Below are 22,421 nucleotides of genomic sequence, written 5' to 3' on the forward strand. Positions count from 1 at the left end.
TGGAATGCAAACAGAACCGGGACATGGCTATTTCATGAGTCCTGGTTCTGTTTTTTAATTAACGGGATTGTATATATAATAATAGGTCTTTATAGTCTCCACTTTGGAGCGAAGGAGGAGCATATGCTGAAATCACTGGAAGCCATCGCCTTATACCGTGAAGGTGTGCAAGATCATTTGGAGGATCACCTCTGGCTGAAGCTTATTGTCCAAGCGGAGGAGCAGATTGTAAATTTGGAACGTGTGGAATCTCTGGAGGAGCTGGATCGCAGGAATCCCGTACTGGACTATGTGGAACGTAGCTTGCAGATTCTGGACCAACTTCCCCGTTCTATTTGGATAAAAGAGCTGGTGGAAGAAACGTTAATTTGGTCAGAAACGGCTAAGGGAGGTACAGCAAAGGAGCGGCTGGTTTGGCAGGAGGAAGGGATCAATTGTTTTGTACATAATTTAGGTTCCGCACAGTTATATGAGAGATATTTAGGGAAGGCTGTCTCCGAGAAAGGTTCGATGATTCAGCGGCTTATTGAGACTCATGGACTTATAGGACAGCAAATTCGCGGAGAAGTGCCGCCGGAAGTCAATAAGCCACTCCATGATATAGTGGAAGATCAGCTGCTGACCGCGGAGGAACTGGAACGCCTGCTGACCGTGCTCAATCATTGCATCATCGGAGCTGTGTCTCCCGAGTTATGGCAGAATGTGCAGCATGAAGTGAAGCAGCTTATTGAGCTGATTTCTTCAGGCAATCTTGCTAGTCCTATGCCGATGAAGGAACGACTGCGCAGAATGCGGCTGGGTCCGATCTCTAGAGGAGAGGATTTCACTACGGAATGGGCTAAGCTGACGCAGGAAGGTTTCCATGCTGAACGGTTGGTTTCATTAAGTAAGATTACCTTCTGGTATGTAGAATCTGCACTACAGACCTTTTCGCTGGAGCAATTTCTGAAGGTGATGGTGCTTGCTGCCCAGAGGGCGCAGAATGAATCCTTAAGCCATATCAGCTTCGAGCATGTCATGAACAGCATTTACTACGATTACAAGGGTGTTAAGAAGACCAATGTTTATAAGAAGCGGATTATCGAAAAATATTTAGCGGAGCTTACATGGAAGGATATCGAGCAAGGGACTTTGCCTGCTGAGAACCCTCACCTACTCTTGCGGCAATATTCTAAGGAACATCTGCCAGACACGGTATTTTTTCAATTCCAATTCTCGGCAGCGGCAGAGAAGCTGATCGAATTCTGTATGGAAGCTGAAAAATCACCCTTGTATGAACGTGCTGTATTGCTGTTATTCGATCTATTCGAGCTGCGCAGGGATGCTTTTGACCGTTTTCATAATGAAGATACCTACTTAAGCCAAATGAATAATACAGCAGATTATAAAGCTGTAATTCTAGATCATGTCACTGGAAAAAAAGTGCTGGATATCGGTCCGGGCGGCGGTGTGCTGCTGGATTTACTGGAAGAGCGTATGCCCGAGGTTACTCCTATCGGCATTGATATATCAAGCAATGTAGTGGAAGCCTTGCGACAACGCAAGCAGCGGGAAGGTCGCCACTGGGAGGTGCTGCAGGGAGATGCGTTGAACCTTAAAGATTTCGTGGAGGCCGGAACGGTGGACACGGTAATTTTCTCTTCGATTTTGCATGAGCTATATTCTTATGTGCCGCTAAATGGTAATAAGTTCAATCACGACACCGTCTCCGCAGCTCTGCGAAGTGCCTTTGCTGTATTGTCAGCTGGCGGGGTTATCATTATCCGCGATGGGATCATGACTGAACCTGCATCATTGCTGCGGAGAGTTCGCTTTCTGGAAGAGGACGGTCTGGTGTGGCTGGAGCGTTATGCGAAGGATTTTGCTGGACGTCAGATTCAGTTTCAGAGATTAGGGGAACAAGAAGTACTCATGCCCGTTAATGATGCCATGGAATTTTTATATACTTATACCTGGGGCGAAGAGGCTTATATTCACGAAGTCCAAGAACAGTTTGGTTATTTCACCCCTACGGAGTTTGCCTCATTTATTGAACAGATTTTAGGAGAGCAGGCAAAGATTGAGGTCTTCCGGCATTACTTGCAAGAAGGTTATACCGAAGCTTTGCGTGATAGAGTAAGGTTCATGGATGAGAGCGGACAGGAAGTGGCGCTGCCGGACAGCACCTGCTTTATTGTGATTCGGAAGGAATAGCCGAAAAATACATCAGCTGCATCTAAAAAAAGCAATCGGCAGACCCTCTGCTGCGGAGGAGATCCGATTGCTTTTTTATATAGAGATTCTTGCCCTTGTTAGATTAGTACTTCTAGCTGCGACTTATCAGATTCTTCGGCTAAACGTTGAATTTCTTGATAGGTAGCTAATTGTTCTGTCCGCTCATTGGTGTTCTCTTCAAAAGGTTTAATTTCTGTTGAACCTGCTTTATCGATCTGATCTTTAATTTTATCTCCCGTGTCTTTCATGGCATCGCCTAACGTTTCGTTCATTTCCGATAGTTTAGTTTCGATTTTGGATAACTGCTCCCGTTTGGCTGTTGCGGAATGAGTAGAACGAGCCTCATCCAGCTCTATTTCCTTGGTCAGAACTTTTGCCTCGCCACGCATCTTAGTGTGGGTAGAAGAAACTACCTCCATTTGGCTAACATCTTGGCTTACAGAAACAATCGTATTCAATCTTTCGTTCTGTATCTCTTGCTCGGTTTTAGGTTCATCCTTTGGATTAGCTTTTTGAGCATCTTCTAAGTTCTTTTGTTGCTCTTCGAAGCTGTATTTTGCAATTTGTTGGTCAATCGTTTGGAGCTGCTTGTCGAACTCTTTAAGTTGATCTTGAATAGATTCGAGATTATGTGAACTTTTGGTAGTTCTTTCAATCAGACTGTTCTTACTGTCGATGATATTTTGTTTTTGTTTAAGCAGGGAGTTAACCATTCCGTCCATTTTGGATTGATTTTGAAAAGCAGCCTTTGCAGATTTACTTATTGATAATTTATCTCCATTACCATTACCATTACCACTAGTATTGCTGTTTGATTTCATAGTTTTATCATTAGTTTGGTGACTAACAGATACATTAAACCTCGTTCCCATAGATGAGGTCATATTCGTTATATGCATGGTTCATTATCCTCCTACGACGATAAGATCTATCTATAATATATCGGCAAATCAGCAGTAATATTTAATAAAGAGAGCTGTTAGCCGCAGCGTTGTTTGATGGACGCTTAACAGCTTTTTTGTCCAAACTATCCCGGAAGAGGAAGATATTTTCCATTTCAGGCTTTGTAATGTCTATTTACCGGTGAATTTTTGTCGAAAGTTAGAGGGAGAAATGCCTTCTTTCTTGGAGAAGCAGGAAGAGTAGTAAGTAATATGATGGAAGCCAACCTCTTCAGCGATGCGGGCAATGGACCAGGAAGTTTGAATTAACAGCCGTTTGGATTGTTCTAGACGATAGGACAGGAGATAGGCCATAGGGGTCACACCGTATATTTTTAGCATGTTTTTGGCGAGATAGTTAGGATGATAGTTAAGTTCTTTTTGAAGTAAGGAGTTAGAGACATCACGAGTATAATTTTGCCGAATGAACAATTCAATCTTCTCGGCAAGATGAATGGCGGTTGCATCGGATGCCTCGGCCAGATCGCGGTCCAAGAATTGCAGGAACTGTTGAAAGGAGGCTTGGCGCTTCCAGTTGCGCATCGACTGGGGTTCTTGTTCCAGATGGAAAAAGAACTCTAATACCTCCATTGCCTTCTCTGATATTTCCATATACTTCGGAATAAAGATCGAGCATACATCGCAGTGATTTAAATAAGCTTTTTGTTTATGGCTTTCGATGAGCTCGCTCTGATTCTCCAGACATTCGTTCATATCCTGACACTCGATCCAGCTGCCGAAGGTCTGGAAATGAATCCAGATGATTTCTGTTTCGATAGGACAAGGGGCAAAGCCATAGTGATGGGCATCTGGACGAAGGATGAGGAATTCTCCTTCCTTTAGCTCCCAGTGCACCTCATTCTCGGCGATGGGCAACATCCCCTTTTTAACAATGATTAGATCAAATACGCCGATGCAATTACGACTGATATGATAGTCTCCAGTATTGTAGTGAGCACGGCCACAGTCTATGAAATAAGGAATAGGCGGTGTGATAAAGCTAAGAATCGGTGAGTTCATCGCGAGCCTCCAATTGGAATCCATCGTTTTTTTATGATGTAGATGAAACTAGCCTGCACCTTTCCTGAACTCCGAAGGCGAGCATTTCATCGCTTTACGGAAAACCTTTATGAAATAGCTTACATTATCAAATCCGACCTCGAATGCGATGTCGGATATTTTTCTTTCACTTTGTTGCAGCAGATCGGCAGCCTGGCGAATCCGGTATGAGTTGATGTAATCGACCGGCGTTTTACGAGTCATCATTTTGAAGAAGCGGCAGAATTGCCCCTCGCTCATGGGAATAAGCTCTGATAGATCACGGGTACGGATCGGTTCCTGATAGTTATCTTGGATATAAAGAATCACCTTTTTAAGGCGGTTAATTTTGGTGGTATCAGCATCATCTGATTGGCTGCGGTTCTCAAATCGGCCCTCTGCGGTAATCTTGGAAAGCATGATTAGCAAAGTTCCTTTCATAAAGGTCTCAAATCCGGGCATTTTATTAGCGTATGCCTCCATCATTTGCTCCAGATGATGAAGCAGCTCCTGCTGCCAAGGGACATCGGGTGTAATATGTCTCGGAAAGCTCTGGCGTTTCTCTTGCAGTGGCAAAATCGCGTTTTGCTGGATCGTATCGTACTGGGCGCTAGCCAAAAGATCAGGCAGAAATACAAGCGCACAGAATTTGCAGGGGGTGTCTTCGTTCAGCACATAGGCGGCGTGTATATCGCCAGATTCGATAAATACCGCTTCGCCCGCGCGGAGTGGAAAATATTCTGTGTCTACTTGGAACAGAATTTCTCCTTCTAGCAGCATAAAGAACTCCGCTTCTTCATGCCAATGTGTATCGAGTACATGCGTTCCGGATGGAAGTTCTATCCAATAAGCTGCGAGTGGAAACATACTATCTCCATGAACTCTGTTTTCTTTTAGCAAACTCTGAGTTGTACGGTCCATATAAAGGCCTCTTTTCTTAGAAAAACATCAAAATAGTGTTATAAATGAGCTATATAGTATTAGTTTTGTTCATTTTTTATCGGTATAATGCAACTATAAACACCAAATTGAAAGGTGGCAAGTACACAATGAAATTTACTGATGGACTCTGGCTGGTTCGTGAAGGTATCACGATTAACGGCGCAGTTCAAAATTATGTTGTAGAAAAGACTCCCGAAGGATTAACAGCAATTACACAAACGACTCCAATCACAGGGCGCGCAGCAACGCTGAATTCAACCCTGCTTACTGTAAAATTCCATTCCCCGCTTCCAGGCGTGGTAGGCATTAAAATTATTCATCATGATGGTGTACAGGAACGTGGTCCGGTTTTCGAACTGACTAAAGGTACTGGCGATCATGTGAAGATTGAAGAAACGGATCTCGAAACCGTGCTGATCAGCGGCGGACTTCGTGTAGTGATTCGCAAAGGCGAACAATGGGCGGTGGATTTCTATCGCGGCGAAGAACGTATTACAGGCAGTGGCTTTAAATCCATGGCTTACATCACCGACCAAGACGGTAACACGTACATGCGTGATGAGCTGGATCTCGGCGTAGGCGAATTCGTATATGGTCTGGGCGAACGTTTTACCGCTTTCGTGAAAAATGGACAAACCGTTGATATCTGGAACAAAGACGGCGGCACTAGCTCTGAGCAAGCTTACAAAAACATTCCTTTCTACGTATCAAGCAAAGGTTATGGCGTATTCGTGAATCATCCGGAATTGGTTTCCTATGAAATCGCTTCAGAAAAAGTAAAAAAAGCCCAATTCAGCGTAGCTGGAGAAAGCTTGGAATACTTTGTGATTGATGGACCTACCATTAAAGACGTTATTAGCAACTATACTGCTCTTACAGGTAAACCAGCGCTTCCACCAGCATGGACTTTTGGCTTGTGGCTGACAACTTCGTTCACTACCAACTATGATGAAGAGACTGTAAATTCCTTCGTAGAAGGTATGGCAGAACGTGATCTGCCGCTGCATGTATTCCACTTTGACTGCTTCTGGATGCGTGAGTATCAATGGACTGATTTTGAATGGGACAAACGTGTATTCCCAGATCCAGAGGGCATGCTGAAACGCCTGAAGGAAAAAGGCCTGAAGATCTGCGTATGGATCAACTCTTATATTGGTCAACGTTCACGCTTGTTTGAAGAAGGCAAGAAAAACGGCTACCTGATCAAAAAGCCTAACGGCGATGTTTATCAATGTGACCTGTGGCAAGCGGGTATGGGGCTGGTGGATTTCACTAACCCTGCGGCTTGTGAATGGTATGCCGGCTACCTGCGTGATTTGGTAGATATGGGCGTAGACAGCTTCAAGACAGACTTCGGTGAGCGGATTCCTACAGATGTAGTTTATTTCGACGGATCTGATCCGATGAAAATGCACAACTACTACACTCAACTGTACAACAAAGTTGTATTTGAAGTATTGGAAGAGAAGCTTGGTAAGAATGAGGCAGCATTGTTCGCACGTTCTGCAACTGCTGGCGGCCAACAATTCCCAGTTCACTGGGGCGGAGATTGCTACGCAGATTATGAATCCATGGCAGAAAGCCTTCGCGGCGGTTTGTCTCTGGGCTTGTCCGGTTTCGGTTTCTGGAGTCACGATATCGGTGGTTTCGAGAACACTGCTCCGGCACATGTATTTAAACGCTGGTTAGCTTTTGGACTGTTGTCCAGCCACAGCCGTCTGCACGGCAGCACTTCGTACCGTGTGCCTTGGGCGTACGATGATGAAGCTTGTGATGTTACCCGCTTCTTCACGAAGCTTAAATGCAGCTTGATGCCTTACCTGTATGATGTGGCTGGGCAGGCTGCAGAGCATGGCTGGGCTTCTATGCGGGCGATGGTTATGGAATTCCCGGAAGATCCAACATGTGAAGTACTCGATCGCCAATACATGCTGGGTGATTCCTTGCTCGTAGCGCCTATTTTCCAAGAAAACGGCGAAGTGAAATACTATCTGCCAGCAGGTCGCTGGACTCACCTGTTATCTGGTGAAACTGTACAAGGCGGATCATGGCGCAAAGAGAAATATGATTTCTTCAGCCTGCCACTGTTCGTTCGTCAGAACTCCTTGCTGGCAATCGGCAGCATCGACAACAAACCGGATTATGACTTTGCGGATGGCGTGAAATTTGGCCTGTATTCACTTGAAGAAGGTACTACTACTTCTGCAACCGTACGTGATCTTAAAGGTGCTCCTGAATTGACTGTGAAGGCTGCCCGCAAAGGCAACAGCGTAACAGTTACTGCAGAAGGCAGCGGTAAAGAATTCTCGCTTTCCCTTAAAGATCTGGGAGCTATCGCTTCCGTAGAAGGTGCAGAGCAAGTGGATGAGACTAGAGTGAAAGTAAACGCAGGTGCAAAATCCGCATCGTTTACCATTACATTGAAATAAGATGATTTCTTAAAGCATATTGATATAGCCATAACCTCTCTTGTAGATTGGGTGAATGATCCGTTCCCTGGTTTATAGGAGAGGTTTTAGTGTTACAATCTTAACTAATAACGGGGGAAACGTTATGAATACTAATTTAATTAAGGGAAGTGGAGTTTTGAATCAGACGGACTATACCTCTGCTACGGTTCTTTCAACCGCCGCTAATTTTATTATGAATAGGCAAGAACCTTTTACACATACCTTCCGGACTTATATTCGTTTACGGGAAAACGGCCCGGTGCAGCTGAAATTTTGGCATAGCAATGCGGTGGATTCCACCTGGGATCAAGGGCTTGAAGCTTCGGGCAGTGAACCTGGGGGCAGTTGGGTGATCGAATCGGCTTTTATCGCGGATGGGGGCACTGAGCCAAACGGAGCTATTATTGAGCATACACAACATGCTGTCACTTTTGAAGGCAATGTCTCCAAGTCAGTAGCGGCCGGTGAATGCTTCTGGAGTGATGAGACAAGCATCAACCTACCTGATGGCCATTACTTAGCGTTTACATGGACGATTAAGACAACTACTGCGGGCAAATCCATTCCTTTCAACGTAGAAGGGATGCTGGCAACCGCTTATGATGCGCCCGGAAATCTGGCTGCACAGGAATCAGCCGATGGGTTTACAGAATCTGACAAGCTTTTGGTACTGCCAAGCTATATCGGATATAAGAAAGCTGTGAATAAGAAGCTAGTATTTTTGGGAGATTCGATTACTCAAGGTGTGCGGACATTAAAGGACGGATACGAATATTGGGCAGCGAGAATTGCGGATGGTCTTGGTGCAGAGATTGGTGTATGGAATCTCGGCTCAGGCTGGGCTAGAGCGTATGATGTAGCTGCGGATGGCCCTTGGCTTCACAAAGCTAAACAGAGTGATGAACTGATGATTGTCCTCGGCGTAAATGATATTGATATTGGCTGCCGCTCTGCAGATGAGTTACTTGGTGATCTGACAACTATTATTGCTAAGATCAAAACAGCAAATGCTGATGCTAGTATTATTCTAAGTACGGTGCCGCCGTTTAATTTTCAGGAGGCAAGAGAAGAGACTTGGCGTAGAGTGAATCATGAAATCCTGACTAACCCACCCGCTGGAGTAGACCGTGTGTTTGATATAGCAAGCCTATTATCGTTGCCTGCACCAGACGATCACCGGATCAGACCGGAATATATGAGTGGACAAGACGACCCGCATCCGAACGGCATAGCCGGTAAGACGGTTGCGGACGCCTTTTTAAACTGGTATTGATCAACTCTTAAATGTGTCCCGGTAGTCCTTAGGTGAAGATCCAACCTGTTTCTTAAACACTTTGCTGAAATATTTAACATCATGAAAACCGACCATTTCGGAGATTTGGGCCAGCTTCAGACGAGGATTCTGCAATAGTAGTTTAGCTTTATCTATTCGAATATTAACAATAAAGTCGGAGAAGTTAATCCCGTATTCCTGTTTGAATCGGCGAGAAATATATTCACGGCTAACAAAAAACTTTCCGGCCACTTCCTGTAAGGACAGGTCGGAAGCGTAATTAAGCTCGATGTATTTGACGATATCATGCATCGGATTACGTTCTTTAGCTTGTTTCAGGGCGATTACTTCGGCCAGCTCCTGCATTAGGGTATACGACCAGTCACGCCAAGCGAATAAGGAGAACGAGTAACCGTTCGTATAAGGAGCTGGGTGAAGCTGGTCGGCCTGTTCAAGCTCGGCCAGTGCGCCTTCAGCTTCAGGGCCTAACATTTCCCGTACCAGCTGGGAACGAAATAGTAGAGCATCATTTTTCCATGAGTTTAGGATTTCTGGTGTCACAACCCCACCTCGGCTAAGCTCATCTACCCAGTGCTGCGCAGCTGTTGATAATATCTCTGGACTTCCGCTGATGACTGCCATTTTCCAATCTTCCTTGACGTCAGCAAAGTTCGTTGTTGATACATTACCGCGAACCTCTGCTTTGGCGATCTCTTTACGATCTCTGAACTCCTCGGAGGAAGAGGAGAAATGGCAGTAATCCTCATGAATTAATAAGTTTCGGCGTTGTAAGGCCTCTGCCACCTCTGCACGCTGATAAGGTAACTGCTTAGGTAAGTTGCCGATGCTGCTGATTCCAAAATGCATTCGGACCTGCAAGGTAGAGTAGATGCCATGATTGATTCTGCCTATTAGCTCGACCACAGAGGTTTGAATATCCCACAGAATAATCGCAATCTCCGGAGGACCTCCCCAATAACGAAAAGCAACACCCTTAAGCGGACTGTGCAAAAATTCATTACAAATATTGACGATAGCGTAGTTCATTAGCTCGGTGTCTCCGCCAAAACGTTTAATCAACGGATTGTTACCCGCATCTGTCTGCACCAATATTAACCGAGCGGAATGGATGTTTTCCGGAATGATACCATCACTGCATAACCTCCGCAAAGATAAATCAGAATTGATCGGATCATCAATTAGTGCAGATAATAGCTTTTCCCCATAAATGGGCTTGAACTCATTAAGCTGAATACTCTGTTTCTGCCGTTCGCTTCGGTCGTCTTCTTCTGAGCGCCAGGCTGCAACTGCTTTAGCTACCGCTACATTGATTGCCTCGGCTTCGATAGGTTTCAGGATATAATCAATACCCCCATGCCGCACAGTCTGCCGTACGAACTCAAAATCATTATGTCCGCTGACTACAATAAACTTAGTGTTGCCGGCGAATTCGTTCACCCAGGTCATTAACTCTATCCCATTACCTGATTCCATCATCATATCCATAATGACTAATGCTGGTTTAGCCTGCCGGATGATCTCGATGGCTTCATTTCCATTTCCGGCTTCCAGAATTTCATCTATTTGATGGGCGTCCCAGTCGACAAGCAGTCTGACTGCCTTTCTAACTCTTGCCTCGTCATCAACAATCAACGCCTTCATATCTTTTCACGCTCCGCTATAATTTCAATTTCCAATTTCACTACTACTCCGCCTGCTCTAAGGTTATCCACAGTTAAAGTGGCACTATCTCCGCACACAAACTTGAGTCGAGCCAGAACGTTCGGCAGACCAATACCTGATCCTGTAGCTTCCTTGGTTTGCTCTGTATTTCTTAATAAATCTATATCTGTTCTAGTAGGATGCTGTAGCTTCTGCTTTAAAAGATCTAACTTCGCTGAAGGGATCGCATTTCCGTTATTTTGGATACAGATTTCCATCCGGTTGTCATCCACTCTTGCTGCGGTGATTTCAATGAATCCGTCACTGCGGGAAAGATTAAAGCCGTGTTTGAAATAGTTTTCTACAATAGGCTGTAAAATCATTTTCGGCATAAACGTCTCTAAAAGTGATTCCTCCATATCGTAGCGGAAACTGAACTTATTTTCAAAACGTTCCTTTTGCAGTTCAATGTAGGCTTTGACATGATCCAGCTCATCCTTAACAGTTACGATCTTCTCCTCATTGTACATGCTGTAGCGCATCATTTTGGCTAGAGCTGAAAGAAGTGAGTAAATTTGGGGCACTTTAAGCTCTAAGGCCAGCGTGCCAATGATCTGTAACGTGTTATTCAAAAAATGCGGGTTGATTTGTGCCTGCAGTGCCCGCAGTTCATTGGTCTTATTGGACAATTCCAGCTTGTACTCTCTTAAAATCAGGTTGTTGATCGTGTCCATCATACTGCGGAATCGCTCGGTAACCACGCCAATCTCATCTTTGCCCATAGGTTGAATTTCAACATCAAGATTACCGGTCTGCACCTGATTCATGTAACGAGTCAACTGCTTGATAGGAGCCGTGATTCGAAAAGAGATCAGGGTCGTTAACGTGGCAATTGTAATCAAAAGTAGAACAAGGAGGAATATATTGATCGCTGCCGCCTCATTGGCTTCCCGGAAAAGATAGGACGTAGGAATCTGCTTCACGAGGGTCCAATTTAAACCTTGGGTTTCGATTCTTTGGTAAATAAACACAGCATCTTCCTCTTCAAAATACCCTTGCGAGCTTTGATTTGTGGCGATTTGCTTGTTGTACCAAGAAGCGTGTAGGCGCTTGCCGTATTCCTCACTGTTGCTTCCGTATACAATCCTGCCATCGCCATCCAGCAGCCAAATGTTCTCCTGCTTCTGATCATATAACTGGCTGACGATGTCGGTAAGAGCCGTTAGCTTAACATCGATCGACAGGAAGCCGAGTGGGGTGGTAGTTGGAATCCTTTCAATTCGTCTATGCAATGTAAACACAGGCTCCGGTATGAGTTGCGGGATAGGTGAGGTTAGGCCATAGCTGTGACTTATATGTGTACTTTGTATAAACACAGGAGAACTGCTAGTGATCTCTGAGTCGGCATAAGGGGGGATACCCTGCCAACGTTTGGGTGTATTTTGGGTGAGCAAAGTGGCTTTTCTATCCTTTACACCGTAAAGATACACCTGGGATATATCTGGCATGGATGAAGAAATGTAATTTAGAGAAGAATAAATTCGTGTATTTGCTGCCATATCCTCATATCCCGCTTCGAGCAGTCTGTAGAAATCTGAATCTGAATAGACGATAAGGGAGAGACGATTGATCTCCTGAATCAGACTTTCGATGTTTCTATTGCCTTGAAAGAGGAGGTTCGTATTCTCATCTACTGCCCTTGTTCTTAGGGATTGAGTGCTATAGTGATAGCTAATAAACATGGTGGCCATAATACAGATTAACGTTGGCAGTAGGATAAAAACGATCAATTTTGTGCGAATCGTGTTCCATTTCATCGAAATTTGTCACATCCGATCAATATTTTACACCTGAAAGATCACTTTAGTAGGTGTGAGGTACCCTGAAAAAAACAGATAATATGTGTATAAAGCATAAACAAGTAAGTGAGCAAAAGAAAGGGGGGGGCAATAAATGCGCGGCACTAAGTTGTCCCAGTTAGGTCAACAGCTTTTTTTCGTTGGTCCGGCAGTTTTGTTTTTTACCTTAATAACGATTATCCCATTTTTGATGGGGATGTATTACTCTTTCACAGATTGGAACGGTGTATCCGGTAATGTAAGTTGGGTCGGATTTCAAAACTTTTCCACTATTTTCTCAAATGACCCTGACTTCTGGTCTTCCTTTTGGTTCACGGTAAGATTTACGGTGTTAGGTGTGATTTTGACTAACGTGGTAGGCTTCTTCTTAGCTTATCTGTTAACTAAACCTTTAAAGACACGTAACATGCTTCGGACTATTTTCTTTATGCCGAACGTTATCGGGGGATTGTTGCTTGGTTTCATCTGGCAATTTATCTTCATCAAAGGGTTCGCCACTATGGGCGACCTGACAGGATGGTCCTTCTTTAATCTTCCTTGGCTCGGTGATGCCACAACAGGATTCTGGGCGATTGTAATGGTCTTTGTTTGGCAGTCTTCCGGTTATCTAATGGTTATCTACATTGCCTCGTTGAGTAACGTATCTAAAGAAGTACTAGAAGCGGCTGATATTGATGGTGCTTCCCGTTGGCAGGTGCTACGCAATATCGTAGTTCCGCTAATTATGCCTGCTGTAACTATCGGATTATTCTTGGCCATCTCCTGGTCATTCAAAATGTTTGACCTTAACTTGTCCTTGACGAAGGGCGGACCGTTCAAATCGACGGAATCCGTTGCTATGAATATTTACAATGAAGCCTTCCTGAACAATCGTTACGGGCTGGGTACTGCAAAAGCGCTGCTGTTCTTTGTAATTGTAGCCATCATTACTCTGATTCAGGTCCGTATCACGAAGAGCAAGGAGGTTGAAGCGTAATGAAACCTACGGAAAAAAAGAGATGGAATATTGGTACGGAAGTGATAATGATCCTTCTGGCGCTGCTCTTTCTCTCTCCATTCTATTTCTTGCTCGCAAACTCGGTGAAATCCTTCGGTGAAATTCTGAGTGATGCGGCAAGCTGGCCAAAAGTATTTATGTGGTCGAACTATTCAACCGCCTGGAAATTAGCCCGTTTCGGTGAAGCATTCCGAAACTCGGTTATTATCACAGTGATCAGTGTTATTCTAATCTCTCTGTTCAGTGCGATGGCATCCTATCGTATGGTTCGGGCGAATACGAAATTCAATCAGTTCTTGCTGCTTATCTTTGTAGCAGCAATGGTAGTTCCGTTCCAAACGATTATGATTCCTATTCTGAAGGTCGTAAATGTTATTGGAGTAAACAACTCTTTCCTTGGTTTGATTATCACGAATCTAGGAATCAGTGTTCCGATGGCGATCTTCCTGTTCCACGGCTTTATCAAGTCCGTTCCTCTTGAAATTGAAGAGGCGGCTACAGTAGATGGATGTAATCCTATTACCGTGTTCTTCCGTATTGTGCTTCCTTTGCTGAAGCCAATGGTGATGACAACAATCGTGCTAAATGCACTTGGAATATGGAATGACTATCTGTTGCCATCCTTGATTCTTCAGGCACCAGAGCTTCGGACCATTCCACTAGCGACTTTCTCCTTCTTTGGTCAATATACCAAACAATGGGATATGGCACTTCCGGCTCTCGTAATCGGGGTCGCACCAATTATCATTTTCTACCTGTTTATGCAACGTTACATTGTTGAGGGAATAGCGGCTGGCTCGGTGAAAGGTTAACACCGAGCCCTCCGTTCCAAATATTTTTTAAGCAGTCCACTATTTTAAGGGGGAATATATAATGAAGAAGAAACACTCCGCAGTTGCTCTATCAGCAGTAATGGCAATGAGTTTAGCTCTAACGGCATGTGGTGGTAATAATAACGCTTCTAGTAACTCACAAAATGGAAGCGCTGGCACAAATTCAGGTGAAGTGAAGACCGTTAAGATCTTCCAATTCAAAACTGAAATCGTAGAAGGCCTCAATGAGCTTAAGGTTGAATTCGAAAAAGAATACCCTAACATCAAGCTGGATATCCAAACAGTTGGTGGTGGTGCGGACTACGCAGCAGCATTGAAAACTAAATTCGCTTCCGGCGATGCGCCTGATATTTTCTCCAATGGTGGATATGCAGAAATGGAACTTTGGGGAGACAAGATGGAAGATCTGTCCGACCAACCTTGGGTAAAAGATCTGATTCCTATGGCTGCAGAGCCTATGACTAAAGATGGCAAAGTATACGGTATGGCAATGAACCTTGAGGGTATCGGTATTGTGTATAACAAGGACTTGTTCGCTAAAGCGGGAATCACTGAAACTCCAAAAACATTGTCACAGCTTGAAGAAGCAGCTAAAAAGCTGCAAGCTATCGACGTAACTCCTTTTGGTAATGCATATCAGGAATGGTGGCTGCTAGGTAACCAAGGGATCAGCGTAGCCTTTGCACAACAAGATAATGTAGATGAATTCATCAAAGGTTTGAATGAAGGAACTGGTACAATTGTAGGCAATAAAACGTTTGAAGAGTGGAGCAAGTATCTCAAACTGACTTTACAATACGGACAAAAGAATCCTTTGACCACAGATGCTAACACTCACCTGGCAATGTTCGCAAAAGGCGAAACTGCAATGATGCAAGAAGGTAACTGGGCACAAACTCTTGTTGATAACATCACTCCTGATATGAACATTGGCATGTTCCCTATGCCAATCAATGAAGATGCTGAGAAGAATGACAAAATGACTGTTGGTATCCCTGCGAACCTTGTAGTCAACAAAGAATCCGGTTCTAAAGAAGAAGCAAAAACGTTCTTGAACTGGTTGGTAACTTCCGATATGGGTAAAGAGTACATCGTTAAAAAATGGAAATTCATCCCTGCTTTGTCCACAATCGAAGCAACACCTGAAGACATCGGTATGCTTGGAGCAGACGTATGGAACTATGTAAAAGAAAACAAAGTTTATGGCCTGCAATCCTCTAAATTCCCTGATGGTGTAACGCAAGAATTTGCCAGCGTGATTCAACAGTTCATTGCTGACAAGGTTGACGTTAACGGTTGGATGACTGGTATGCAAGCTGCATGGGACAAGCTTAAAAAATAAGTAAAGCACATTATAGAGAAGATTTAATGGATATTAGTGGTTAACAGAAGCGCTCTCCGTATACCTCATCAATTTGAGACGGGGAGCGCTTTTTTTGGGAAACAGGGCTGATTATCAAGGGATGGGGAGAAGCGCCAATGAAACGATATGATCATGTTCAGATGGGTGTGGACTATTACCCGGAGCATTGGGATGAATCCATGTGGGAACCAGATATCAAGTTGATGAAAGAAACAGGTGTTAAAGTAGTCCGGGTTGCTGAGTTCGCATGGAGCCGACTGGAGCCGGCTGAGGGGAATTACCAGTTTGAGTGGCTGGACCGTGCGCTGGACCTTTTTCATCAATATGATCTGCAGGTTGTGATGGGTACGCCAACAGCTACACCACCAAGATGGTTAACGACGAAATTTCCGGATGTGCTTCCGGTGTTTGCTAATGGAGAGATTTTTCACCCGGGGGTACGTGGACACCGCTGCTATAACAGCACATCGCTGCGTGAGTATGGCAGCCGTATTATTCTGCGTCTTGCCGAACGTTACAGTGAACACCCGGCCGTCATAGGCTGGCAGACTGATAATGAATTTGGCATGTTGGATTGTCATTGTGACGCTTGTAATACTGCTTTTCGAGCATGGGTACAAGCTAAATACGGAACACTGGCTGAGGTCAATGCAGAATGGGGAACCGTTGTTTGGAGCGGGGAGTACAGCGATTGGAATGAGCTTACCGTGCCGTTGGGCGGATCACCTCATCAGAATCCATCTTTTCTGCTGGACTTTCAGCGGTTTCAGTGGGATTCGGTGGTAGCGTTTCAGACAGCGCAGATCAATATTTTGCGTATGATTTGTCCAGAGCATTTCATAACCCATAACTTTCACAGCTATCCGCAGCGTCTCGATATGTACGCAGTGGGTGCAGATCTGGACGTGGCTGCGTTTGATTATTATCCGAATACTTCGCCAACCAAACAAGAGACAACGCCTTATAGCGGAGCACTTTCATTGGACGTAACCCGTGGCATCAAACGCCAAAACTTCTGGATCATGGAGCAGCTGAGTGGATCTCCGGGTTGTTGGATGCCGATGTGGCGAACCCCTTATCCGGGACTAATTCGTGCCTATGCATGGCAGGCGATTGCTAGAGGTGCGGATACTGTTGTTCATTTTCGCTGGAGAAGTGCAACTTCAGGAGCAGAACAATTCTGGCACGGGCTGATTGATCACAGCAATGTTCCCGGACGCAGATTAGCGGAGTTCACGCAGCTATGTCATGAGGTTAATGGGCTGAGCGGCAAGCTCCAAGGAACGATGCTGAAAAACGAAGTGGCTATCCTCCATTCTCATGAAGAGAAGGCTGCGCTGGATATTCAGCCGCAGGCAGAGGGCTTTGATTATTATGAGAACATTAAGCAGATTCACCGGGCGGTGACCAAGCTTGGCATGGGCTGCGATGTTATCGACCTCAGACAACCGCTTGATGGATACAAAGTAGTAATCGCTCCAAATTTATATTTGCTGGATGAGGAGATCGTACGTAATCTGGAGGATTTTGCCCTCGCTGGCGGGACCTTGCTGATCACCAACCGTAGTGGCGTCAAAAATATAAACAACATCGCAGTCATGCAACCGCTGCCTGGGCAGCTGAGCTATTGTACCGGCGTTGAAGTGCTGGAGTATGATCCGATTGGCGTTGAAACACATGTCATCGTGGATGCGGAGGGTAACCCATATGAATGTACGCAGTGGTGCGACATCCTCCGACCTGTAGTGGCCCAGCCAATTGCCTGGTATGGTGATGATTTCTATCGCGGCACACCCGCTGTAACTGTTAATTCCTTCGGCAAAGGTCAGGTTTATTACTTTGGAACCCATGCGGAAGAGCAATACTGGTCAGTTCTATTGGAGAACCTGGCTAAGGAAAAAGGGTTGTTATGCTTTGCAGGATTGCCAAACGGAGTACAAGCCTCCGTGCGGACTGGAGATCAGGGAAGCTTCTTGTTCCTGCTTAATCTGAGCCGCGAGTCGGTGATCGTTCCGTTGCCACGAGAATACAGCAGCCTGCTGGATAATAAGATTCGATCGGGAGAGCTCCAGCTCGAGCCGTATGGTGTTGAGGTGCTGGAGATTTGAGTGGTTTTGAGTAAAGAGATTTTGGAGTGGGTTTGGGAGTGTGGCAGGAGAGGGGAAAGTGGAGTGGGGAATGTGTGGAGTAGGGTGAAGTGAAGGTTGGTGAAGATGGAGTGGGGGATGTGTGGAGTAAGGGTGAAGTGAGGTTGGTGAAGATGGAGTGAGGGATGTGTGGAGTAGGGTGAAGTGAAGGTTGGTGAAGATGGAGTGAGGGATGTGTGGAGTAGGGTAAAGTGAGGTTGGTGAAGATGGAGTGAGGGATGTGTGGAGTAGGGTAAAGTGAGGTTGGTGAAGATGGAGTGAGGGATGTGTGGAGTAAGGGAAGAGCGGTGTAGGGGAATGTGTGGGGTAGGAATAGTGAAGTAAGTGGAAGTGTGGAGTAAAAAATGAGTGGAGTAGGGCATGTAGAAACTTCAACAGAAGCACAACAGAAGCACAACAGAAAATAGTTGCACTTCGTACACTTATTTGAAGTGTTGGAGTATTTAATTGGTTTTAGTTGCACTTTGTGCAGCTAAAAATTGGCTAATCCCGCTGCAAGGCCATATTCCGAGAATATAGTTGCACAGAATACACTTATATGGATAATATCTGCCGTGCAGGCTATTTTAAGTGTACAAAGTGCAATTATTTCGTCTGACTTACTCATACTGACTGAAGAGAGCTGCACAATGGAGTCCCCAACATGAGCAGATTTTCACAAGGAGTCCACCATGTGCAGATCTGCACGATCCATCTCACAGGTGCCGTACACTCGCAGCCAAATGCACCCAGCCACCGTACCGTACCGCACTTCACCGTACCGCCCAATTCTACACAATAGTAGCGCATACCATACTCTTACTACGTTCTAGCCGCATATTCGCAGCGAGCAATTTCTCCACAGCAGGCGGGGCATATTTAATGTAGGCGTCTAAATTGCTCCGGCGTAGTCCCGGATTGCTTGCGAAAAGTGGCTACATAATGGCTGACATCGCGGAAGCCGACTAGCTGGGAGATAGCTTTTACCGTAAGATCGGGTTGGCTTACGAGCATTTCTTTGCTTTTGCGGATGCGTAACCGTACGAAATAGGCATAAGGCGAGAGTCCGAAAGTTTGGACGAATAGGTTGTTAAGATAGCGCCCAGATACGCCTAGTTCATCGGCTAGATCGTTCAGTCCAAGATCAGGATCGCCATAATGGCTGTCCATCCATTTTAGCAGTGGCTGCAGCTTATCTACATTGCGGGAAATCGCCGTATTATTTTGAAGCTGGCCATATTTACTCAAAGTAAGCAAAAAACGATAAGCATCTGTGGAGGCGCCGAGACCAAACATATCCTGATAGGCATCATGACGATCCAGCATTTCCTTCAGCAAATTGGGGAGAGGCGCTTCATTTTCCCAACGGTAAAAAGAATTACTATTCATCCCAAGGGTCTCCAAAATAGAGTGTGCCGAATCGCCACCAAACGTTAGATAATAGGTACCCCAGTTTTTGGTGGAAGCCTCATAAAGATGGGGTGTATAAGGAAGTAGTAATACGCCGCTGCCTTCGGGCAGGGAAAAGGTTTTATTGTCAAAATGGATGATCCCTTCACCTTCTGAGGTTTGAAGCCAATGATACGTGTCATAACCATCGGGGCGGGATACTTTTTCCTGATCATGATTGTGCCCCATACTGTCTAAAGTGATTGGCAAGTGCTGTCCACCTTCATGGACGAATACGATCCTGCGATGCATGATTTCGGACAATGTTATCCTCTCCTGTTAGTTCTATATTCTTATATGTATGAGATATTATTTTATATTTAAAGGGCAACCTTAACCATTTACAATAGATATATAATTATACTATAAAGGGTGTGCGAAGTGTGATTAACGATAAATTACCTAAAATTTGGTACGGTGGAGACTACAATCCGGAGCAATGGGATGCGCCAGTATGGGCTGAGGATGAACGGATGTTCAAGCTGGCGGGAATTGATGTTGCCACAATTAATGTGTTTTCCTGGGCTTTAATCCAACCTTCCGAGGATACTTATGATTTCTCCTCATTGGATGAATTAATGGATAGACTATATAAAAATGGAACTTATGTATGTCTAGCTACAGGAACAGGAGCACATCCAGCTTGGATGGCTCATCGTTATCCTGAAGTGACCCGTGTCGATGTGCAGGGCAGAAAACGTAAGTTCGGCGGACGTCATAACTCTAATCCGAACAGTTCAGTTTACCGCAAGTATGCAGCGAAGCTGGCTGGTAAGCTGGCAGAACGCTACAAGGATCATCCGGCACTGGTAGCTTGGCATATTTCTAATGAATATGGTGGCTATGATTATTCCGAACAGTCCGCTGCTGCCTTCCGTGTCTGGTTGAGGGAGCGTTATGGTTCGCTGGATGCTTTGAACAAGGCTTGGAATACACGCTTTTGGGGACATACGTTTTATGATTGGGAAGAAATTGTGGTGCCAAATGAGCTGAGTGAAGAATGGAACGGTAACCGTACTAACTTCCAAGGAATCTCGTTGGACTATCGCCGGTTTATGTCTTATAGCTTGCTCGAATGTTACAAAATCGAATACGAAGCGATCAAAGAACACAGCACTAACGTACCTGTTACAACGAACCTGATGGGCTTTTATCCGGAGCTGGATTATTTTGAGTGGGCCAAGCATATGGATGTAATTTCTTGGGACAACTATCCTTCACTGGACACACCGGTCAGCTTTACAGCAATGACACATGATCTTATGCGTGGATTAAAAAATGGCCAACCATTCATGCTGATGGAGCAAACACCGAGCCAGCAGAACTGGCAACCGTACAACTCTTTGAAACGTCCAGGCGTTATGCGTCTATGGAGTTACCAGGCTGTAGCGCGTGGTGCAGATACTGTGTTGTTCTTCCAACTGCGTCGTTCGATAGGGGCTTGTGAAAAGTATCATGGAGCGGTAATTGAGCATGTGGGTCATGAACACACACGGGTATTCCGTGAATGTGCTGAGCTGGGTAAAGAGCTGGAGCAGCTTGGAGATCAACTACTGGATGCGCGCAGTGCAGCTAAAGTAGGGATCATCTACGATTGGGAAAATCGTTGGGCGCTTGATCTCTCAAGCGGACCGTCGGTTGCCTTGGATTACGTGAATGAAGTCCACAAATATTATGATGCGCTGTATCAGCAAAATATCGAAGCCGACATGATCGGGGTCGAAGAGAACCTGTCCAAGTATGAAATTGTTATCGCACCCGTAATGTACATGGTCAAGCCAGGTTTTGCAGAGAAGGTTGAAGCCTTTGTAAAAGCGGGCGGCACATTCATTACGACTTATTTCAGCGGTATTGTTAATGAGAACGACCTTGTAACGGTTGGAGGTTATCCAGGCGAGTTACGTAAAGTGCTTGGAATTTGGGCAGAGGAAATCGATGCATTACTGCCAGGTATGAGCAATGAGCTCGTGCTGGATAAAACGTGGGGTAGCTTGAGTGGTTCTTATAAATGTGATCTGCTCTGCGATCTGATCCATGCCGAAGGGGCAGAAGTTTTGGCGGAGTACGGTTCTGATTTCTATAAAGGAATGCCTGCATTGACTGTGAATAAATTTGGCGAAGGTAAAGCTTATTATGTGGCGACTAGCCCAGAAGCTGGATTCCTACAAGGATTCTTAGCGAATCTATGTGCCGAAAAGAACATTCAACCGCTGGTAACTGCACCGGAAGGTATCGAATCTGTTCAACGTGTGAAGGATGACGTATCTTACTTGTTCTTACTGAACCACACTGCCGGGGATTTAAGCGCGGATATTGGGGCAGCTGAGCGTACTGATCTACTGACAGGTAATGTAATCAGGGGTTCAGCAGTTGTACCGGGTCGTGGAGTATTGATTTTGTCGGATAAAAAATAGTTGAGTCTCGTCTAACCTATATAAATTTGAAATCCCCACTACAAAACGCTTTTTTGAAGCTGATCGTAGATGGGGATTTTTTTCTGTTATTTTTTGGTAGTTCAGTCGCTGCTCTTTTTGCCTTCAGCCATCCCCATTGGGGTTCCGCTGCTTAAGGTAATGCTCTCCGCCACAGTGGAATCTGATTTAAGCGTATATTGGATAATGTCATCAGCTTTCAGGTCAGCTAAGCTGATCGTGTTCTCCTGACGCGTACCATTGTCAAAGGTCATCGTTACAATTTTGGTATCAGCATCAATTGTAATATCTGTGGTTTCCTCGGAGAAGGTTTGCTGCATCCCGCCGCCCTGTGGTCCACCACCTTGTCCACCGCCGTCAAGGGCTCCGCCTTCCGGTATTCCCCCCTCTGGAGGTGTACCGTTTTCTGAGCCTTGATCACCTTCGGGTTTTTCCTGTGGAGTACCAGCCTGGCCGTTCTGCATATCGGCTCCAGCCGTATCTCCAGTGCCTTGTGCGGGCGGGGAAGGCATTTCTGACGTATAGATTGTAATTGTGTTGTCGCTAATACTCTTAATCTTGCCGAAATTCATGGACATGCCGGGTCTGCCGTTTTGTTGATTACCGTTTCCTTGAGATTGCTGTGCCTCAGTGTTGTCTGCGGGTGTTGTGTTCGCTGGGTTATTAGCAACAGCTGTTCCTTCGGACTCCGAATTGGTGCTGCAGCCAGCCAATAGTAGAGAAGCGAGTAGACTTCCTGAGATCATAATCGGTATTAATTTCTTCATTTATTTTCTCTCCTTAATAGTTTTAGATTGATTAGGAGAAATATATCAGACGGTTCTGAAAGGCTGCTTAAGATC

At 45.1% G+C, this 22,421-nt stretch carries 15 protein-coding genes; 8 read left to right on the forward strand and 7 right to left on the reverse strand.

Annotated elements, in window-relative coordinates; all coding sequences use genetic code 11:
- Positions 1-123: 123 nt before the first annotated feature.
- Positions 124-2,193, forward strand: coding sequence for a class I SAM-dependent methyltransferase (locus NST40_RS04345; protein WP_342410434.1), 2,070 nt, complete (start codon positions 124-126; stop codon positions 2,191-2,193).
- A 98-nt stretch (positions 2,194-2,291) separates the two neighbouring features.
- Here the strand turns inward: NST40_RS04345 and NST40_RS04350 are convergent, their stop codons facing one another.
- From NST40_RS04350 to NST40_RS04360, 3 genes are all read right to left on the reverse strand, one after another.
- Positions 2,292-3,113: a hypothetical protein gene (locus NST40_RS04350; protein WP_342410435.1), complete on the reverse strand. Its 822-nt coding sequence runs from the start codon at positions 3,111-3,113 to the stop codon at positions 2,292-2,294.
- 174 nt (positions 3,114-3,287) lie between these two features.
- Entirely contained in the window at positions 3,288-4,175 is an 888-nt protein-coding gene (locus NST40_RS04355; RefSeq protein ID WP_342410436.1) for a helix-turn-helix transcriptional regulator, read from the reverse strand.
- 48 nt (positions 4,176-4,223) lie between these two features.
- On the reverse strand, positions 4,224-5,114 hold the full coding sequence (locus NST40_RS04360) for an AraC family transcriptional regulator (protein ID WP_076129611.1): 891 nt from the start codon (positions 5,112-5,114) through the stop codon (positions 4,224-4,226).
- Positions 5,115-5,242: 128 nt separating this feature from the next.
- On the opposite strand from NST40_RS04360, the gene yicI reads away from it, so the two are divergent.
- Together yicI and NST40_RS04370 are read left to right on the forward strand one after the other, a co-directional pair.
- Positions 5,243-7,564 carry an alpha-xylosidase gene (gene yicI / locus NST40_RS04365; RefSeq protein ID WP_076219663.1) on the forward strand — a complete coding sequence of 774 codons (2,322 nt, stop codon included), beginning with the start codon at positions 5,243-5,245 and terminating at the stop codon, positions 7,562-7,564.
- Between the two features lie 124 nt (positions 7,565-7,688).
- Positions 7,689-8,858 carry a GDSL-type esterase/lipase family protein gene (locus NST40_RS04370; RefSeq protein WP_076129609.1) on the forward strand — a complete coding sequence of 390 codons (1,170 nt, stop codon included), beginning with the start codon at positions 7,689-7,691 and terminating at the stop codon, positions 8,856-8,858.
- On the opposite strand, the gene NST40_RS04375 is transcribed toward NST40_RS04370, so the two are convergent.
- The gene (locus tag NST40_RS04375) at positions 8,859-10,520 is read right to left on the reverse strand and encodes a helix-turn-helix domain-containing protein (protein ID WP_076219662.1); all 1,662 of its coding nucleotides are present in this window, start codon (positions 10,518-10,520) and stop codon (positions 8,859-8,861) included.
- Complete coding sequence (locus NST40_RS04380) at positions 10,517-12,337, reverse strand: sensor histidine kinase (RefSeq protein WP_076194393.1); 1,821 nt, start codon at positions 12,335-12,337, stop codon at positions 10,517-10,519. The genes NST40_RS04375 and NST40_RS04380 overlap by 4 nt, the downstream gene beginning before the upstream one ends.
- 136 nt (positions 12,338-12,473) lie before the next feature.
- Here NST40_RS04380 and NST40_RS04385 point away from each other — a divergent pair, with 136 nt between their 5' ends.
- The 4 genes from NST40_RS04385 to NST40_RS04400 all read left to right on the forward strand — a co-directional run bounded on the left by NST40_RS04385 (position 12,474) and on the right by NST40_RS04400 (position 17,680).
- A complete protein-coding gene (locus NST40_RS04385; RefSeq protein ID WP_036680772.1) occupies positions 12,474-13,355 on the forward strand; it encodes a sugar ABC transporter permease in 882 nt (293 codons plus the stop codon).
- Positions 13,355-14,188 (forward strand): carbohydrate ABC transporter permease, encoded by an 834-nt coding sequence (locus tag NST40_RS04390; protein WP_036680774.1) that lies wholly within the window; start codon positions 13,355-13,357, stop codon positions 14,186-14,188. Before NST40_RS04385 ends, NST40_RS04390 begins: the two co-directional genes overlap by 1 nt.
- Before the next feature lie 61 nt (positions 14,189-14,249).
- Positions 14,250-15,551, forward strand: coding sequence for an extracellular solute-binding protein (locus NST40_RS04395; RefSeq protein ID WP_094902687.1), 1,302 nt, complete (start codon positions 14,250-14,252; stop codon positions 15,549-15,551).
- 137 nt (positions 15,552-15,688) lie between these two features.
- Entirely contained in the window at positions 15,689-17,680 is a 1,992-nt protein-coding gene (locus NST40_RS04400) for a beta-galactosidase (RefSeq protein ID WP_341001217.1), read from the forward strand.
- An 897-nt stretch (positions 17,681-18,577) separates the two neighbouring features.
- On the opposite strand, the gene NST40_RS04405 is transcribed toward NST40_RS04400, so the two are convergent.
- Positions 18,578-19,411, reverse strand: coding sequence for an AraC family transcriptional regulator (locus tag NST40_RS04405; RefSeq protein ID WP_256718995.1), 834 nt, complete (start codon positions 19,409-19,411; stop codon positions 18,578-18,580).
- A gap of 119 nt (positions 19,412-19,530) precedes the next feature.
- Between NST40_RS04405 and NST40_RS04410 the strand changes: the two genes are divergently transcribed.
- Positions 19,531-21,561, forward strand: a complete 2,031-nt coding sequence (locus NST40_RS04410) for a beta-galactosidase (protein ID WP_342410437.1) — start codon at positions 19,531-19,533, stop codon at positions 21,559-21,561.
- Between the two features lie 101 nt (positions 21,562-21,662).
- On the opposite strand, the gene NST40_RS04415 is transcribed toward NST40_RS04410, so the two are convergent.
- The gene (locus NST40_RS04415) at positions 21,663-22,346 is read right to left on the reverse strand and encodes a hypothetical protein (RefSeq protein ID WP_342410438.1); all 684 of its coding nucleotides are present in this window, start codon (positions 22,344-22,346) and stop codon (positions 21,663-21,665) included.
- Positions 22,347-22,421: the final 75 nt, after the last annotated feature.

The organism is Paenibacillus sp. FSL R10-2778 (assembly GCF_038593035.1).
Classification (GTDB): domain Bacteria; phylum Bacillota; class Bacilli; order Paenibacillales; family Paenibacillaceae; genus Paenibacillus_AQ; species Paenibacillus_AQ odorifer.

Coding starts and splice junctions, on each gene's coding strand:
- NST40_RS04345 (WP_342410434.1), top strand. CDS start 124: ATGCTGAAATCACTGGAAGCCATCGCCTTATACCGTGAAGGTGTGCAA.
- NST40_RS04350 (WP_342410435.1), bottom strand. CDS start 3,113: ATGCATATAACGAATATGACCTCATCTATGGGAACGAGGTTTAATGTA.
- NST40_RS04355 (WP_342410436.1), bottom strand. CDS start 4,175: ATGAACTCACCGATTCTTAGCTTTATCACACCGCCTATTCCTTATTTC.
- NST40_RS04360 (WP_076129611.1), bottom strand. CDS start 5,114: ATGGACCGTACAACTCAGAGTTTGCTAAAAGAAAACAGAGTTCATGGA.
- yicI (WP_076219663.1), top strand. CDS start 5,243: ATGAAATTTACTGATGGACTCTGGCTGGTTCGTGAAGGTATCACGATT.
- NST40_RS04370 (WP_076129609.1), top strand. CDS start 7,689: ATGAATACTAATTTAATTAAGGGAAGTGGAGTTTTGAATCAGACGGAC.
- NST40_RS04375 (WP_076219662.1), bottom strand. CDS start 10,520: ATGAAGGCGTTGATTGTTGATGACGAGGCAAGAGTTAGAAAGGCAGTC.
- NST40_RS04380 (WP_076194393.1), bottom strand. CDS start 12,337: ATGAAATGGAACACGATTCGCACAAAATTGATCGTTTTTATCCTACTG.
- NST40_RS04385 (WP_036680772.1), top strand. CDS start 12,474: ATGCGCGGCACTAAGTTGTCCCAGTTAGGTCAACAGCTTTTTTTCGTT.
- NST40_RS04390 (WP_036680774.1), top strand. CDS start 13,355: ATGAAACCTACGGAAAAAAAGAGATGGAATATTGGTACGGAAGTGATA.
- NST40_RS04395 (WP_094902687.1), top strand. CDS start 14,250: ATGAAGAAGAAACACTCCGCAGTTGCTCTATCAGCAGTAATGGCAATG.
- NST40_RS04400 (WP_341001217.1), top strand. CDS start 15,689: ATGAAACGATATGATCATGTTCAGATGGGTGTGGACTATTACCCGGAG.
- NST40_RS04415 (WP_342410438.1), bottom strand. CDS start 22,346: ATGAAGAAATTAATACCGATTATGATCTCAGGAAGTCTACTCGCTTCT.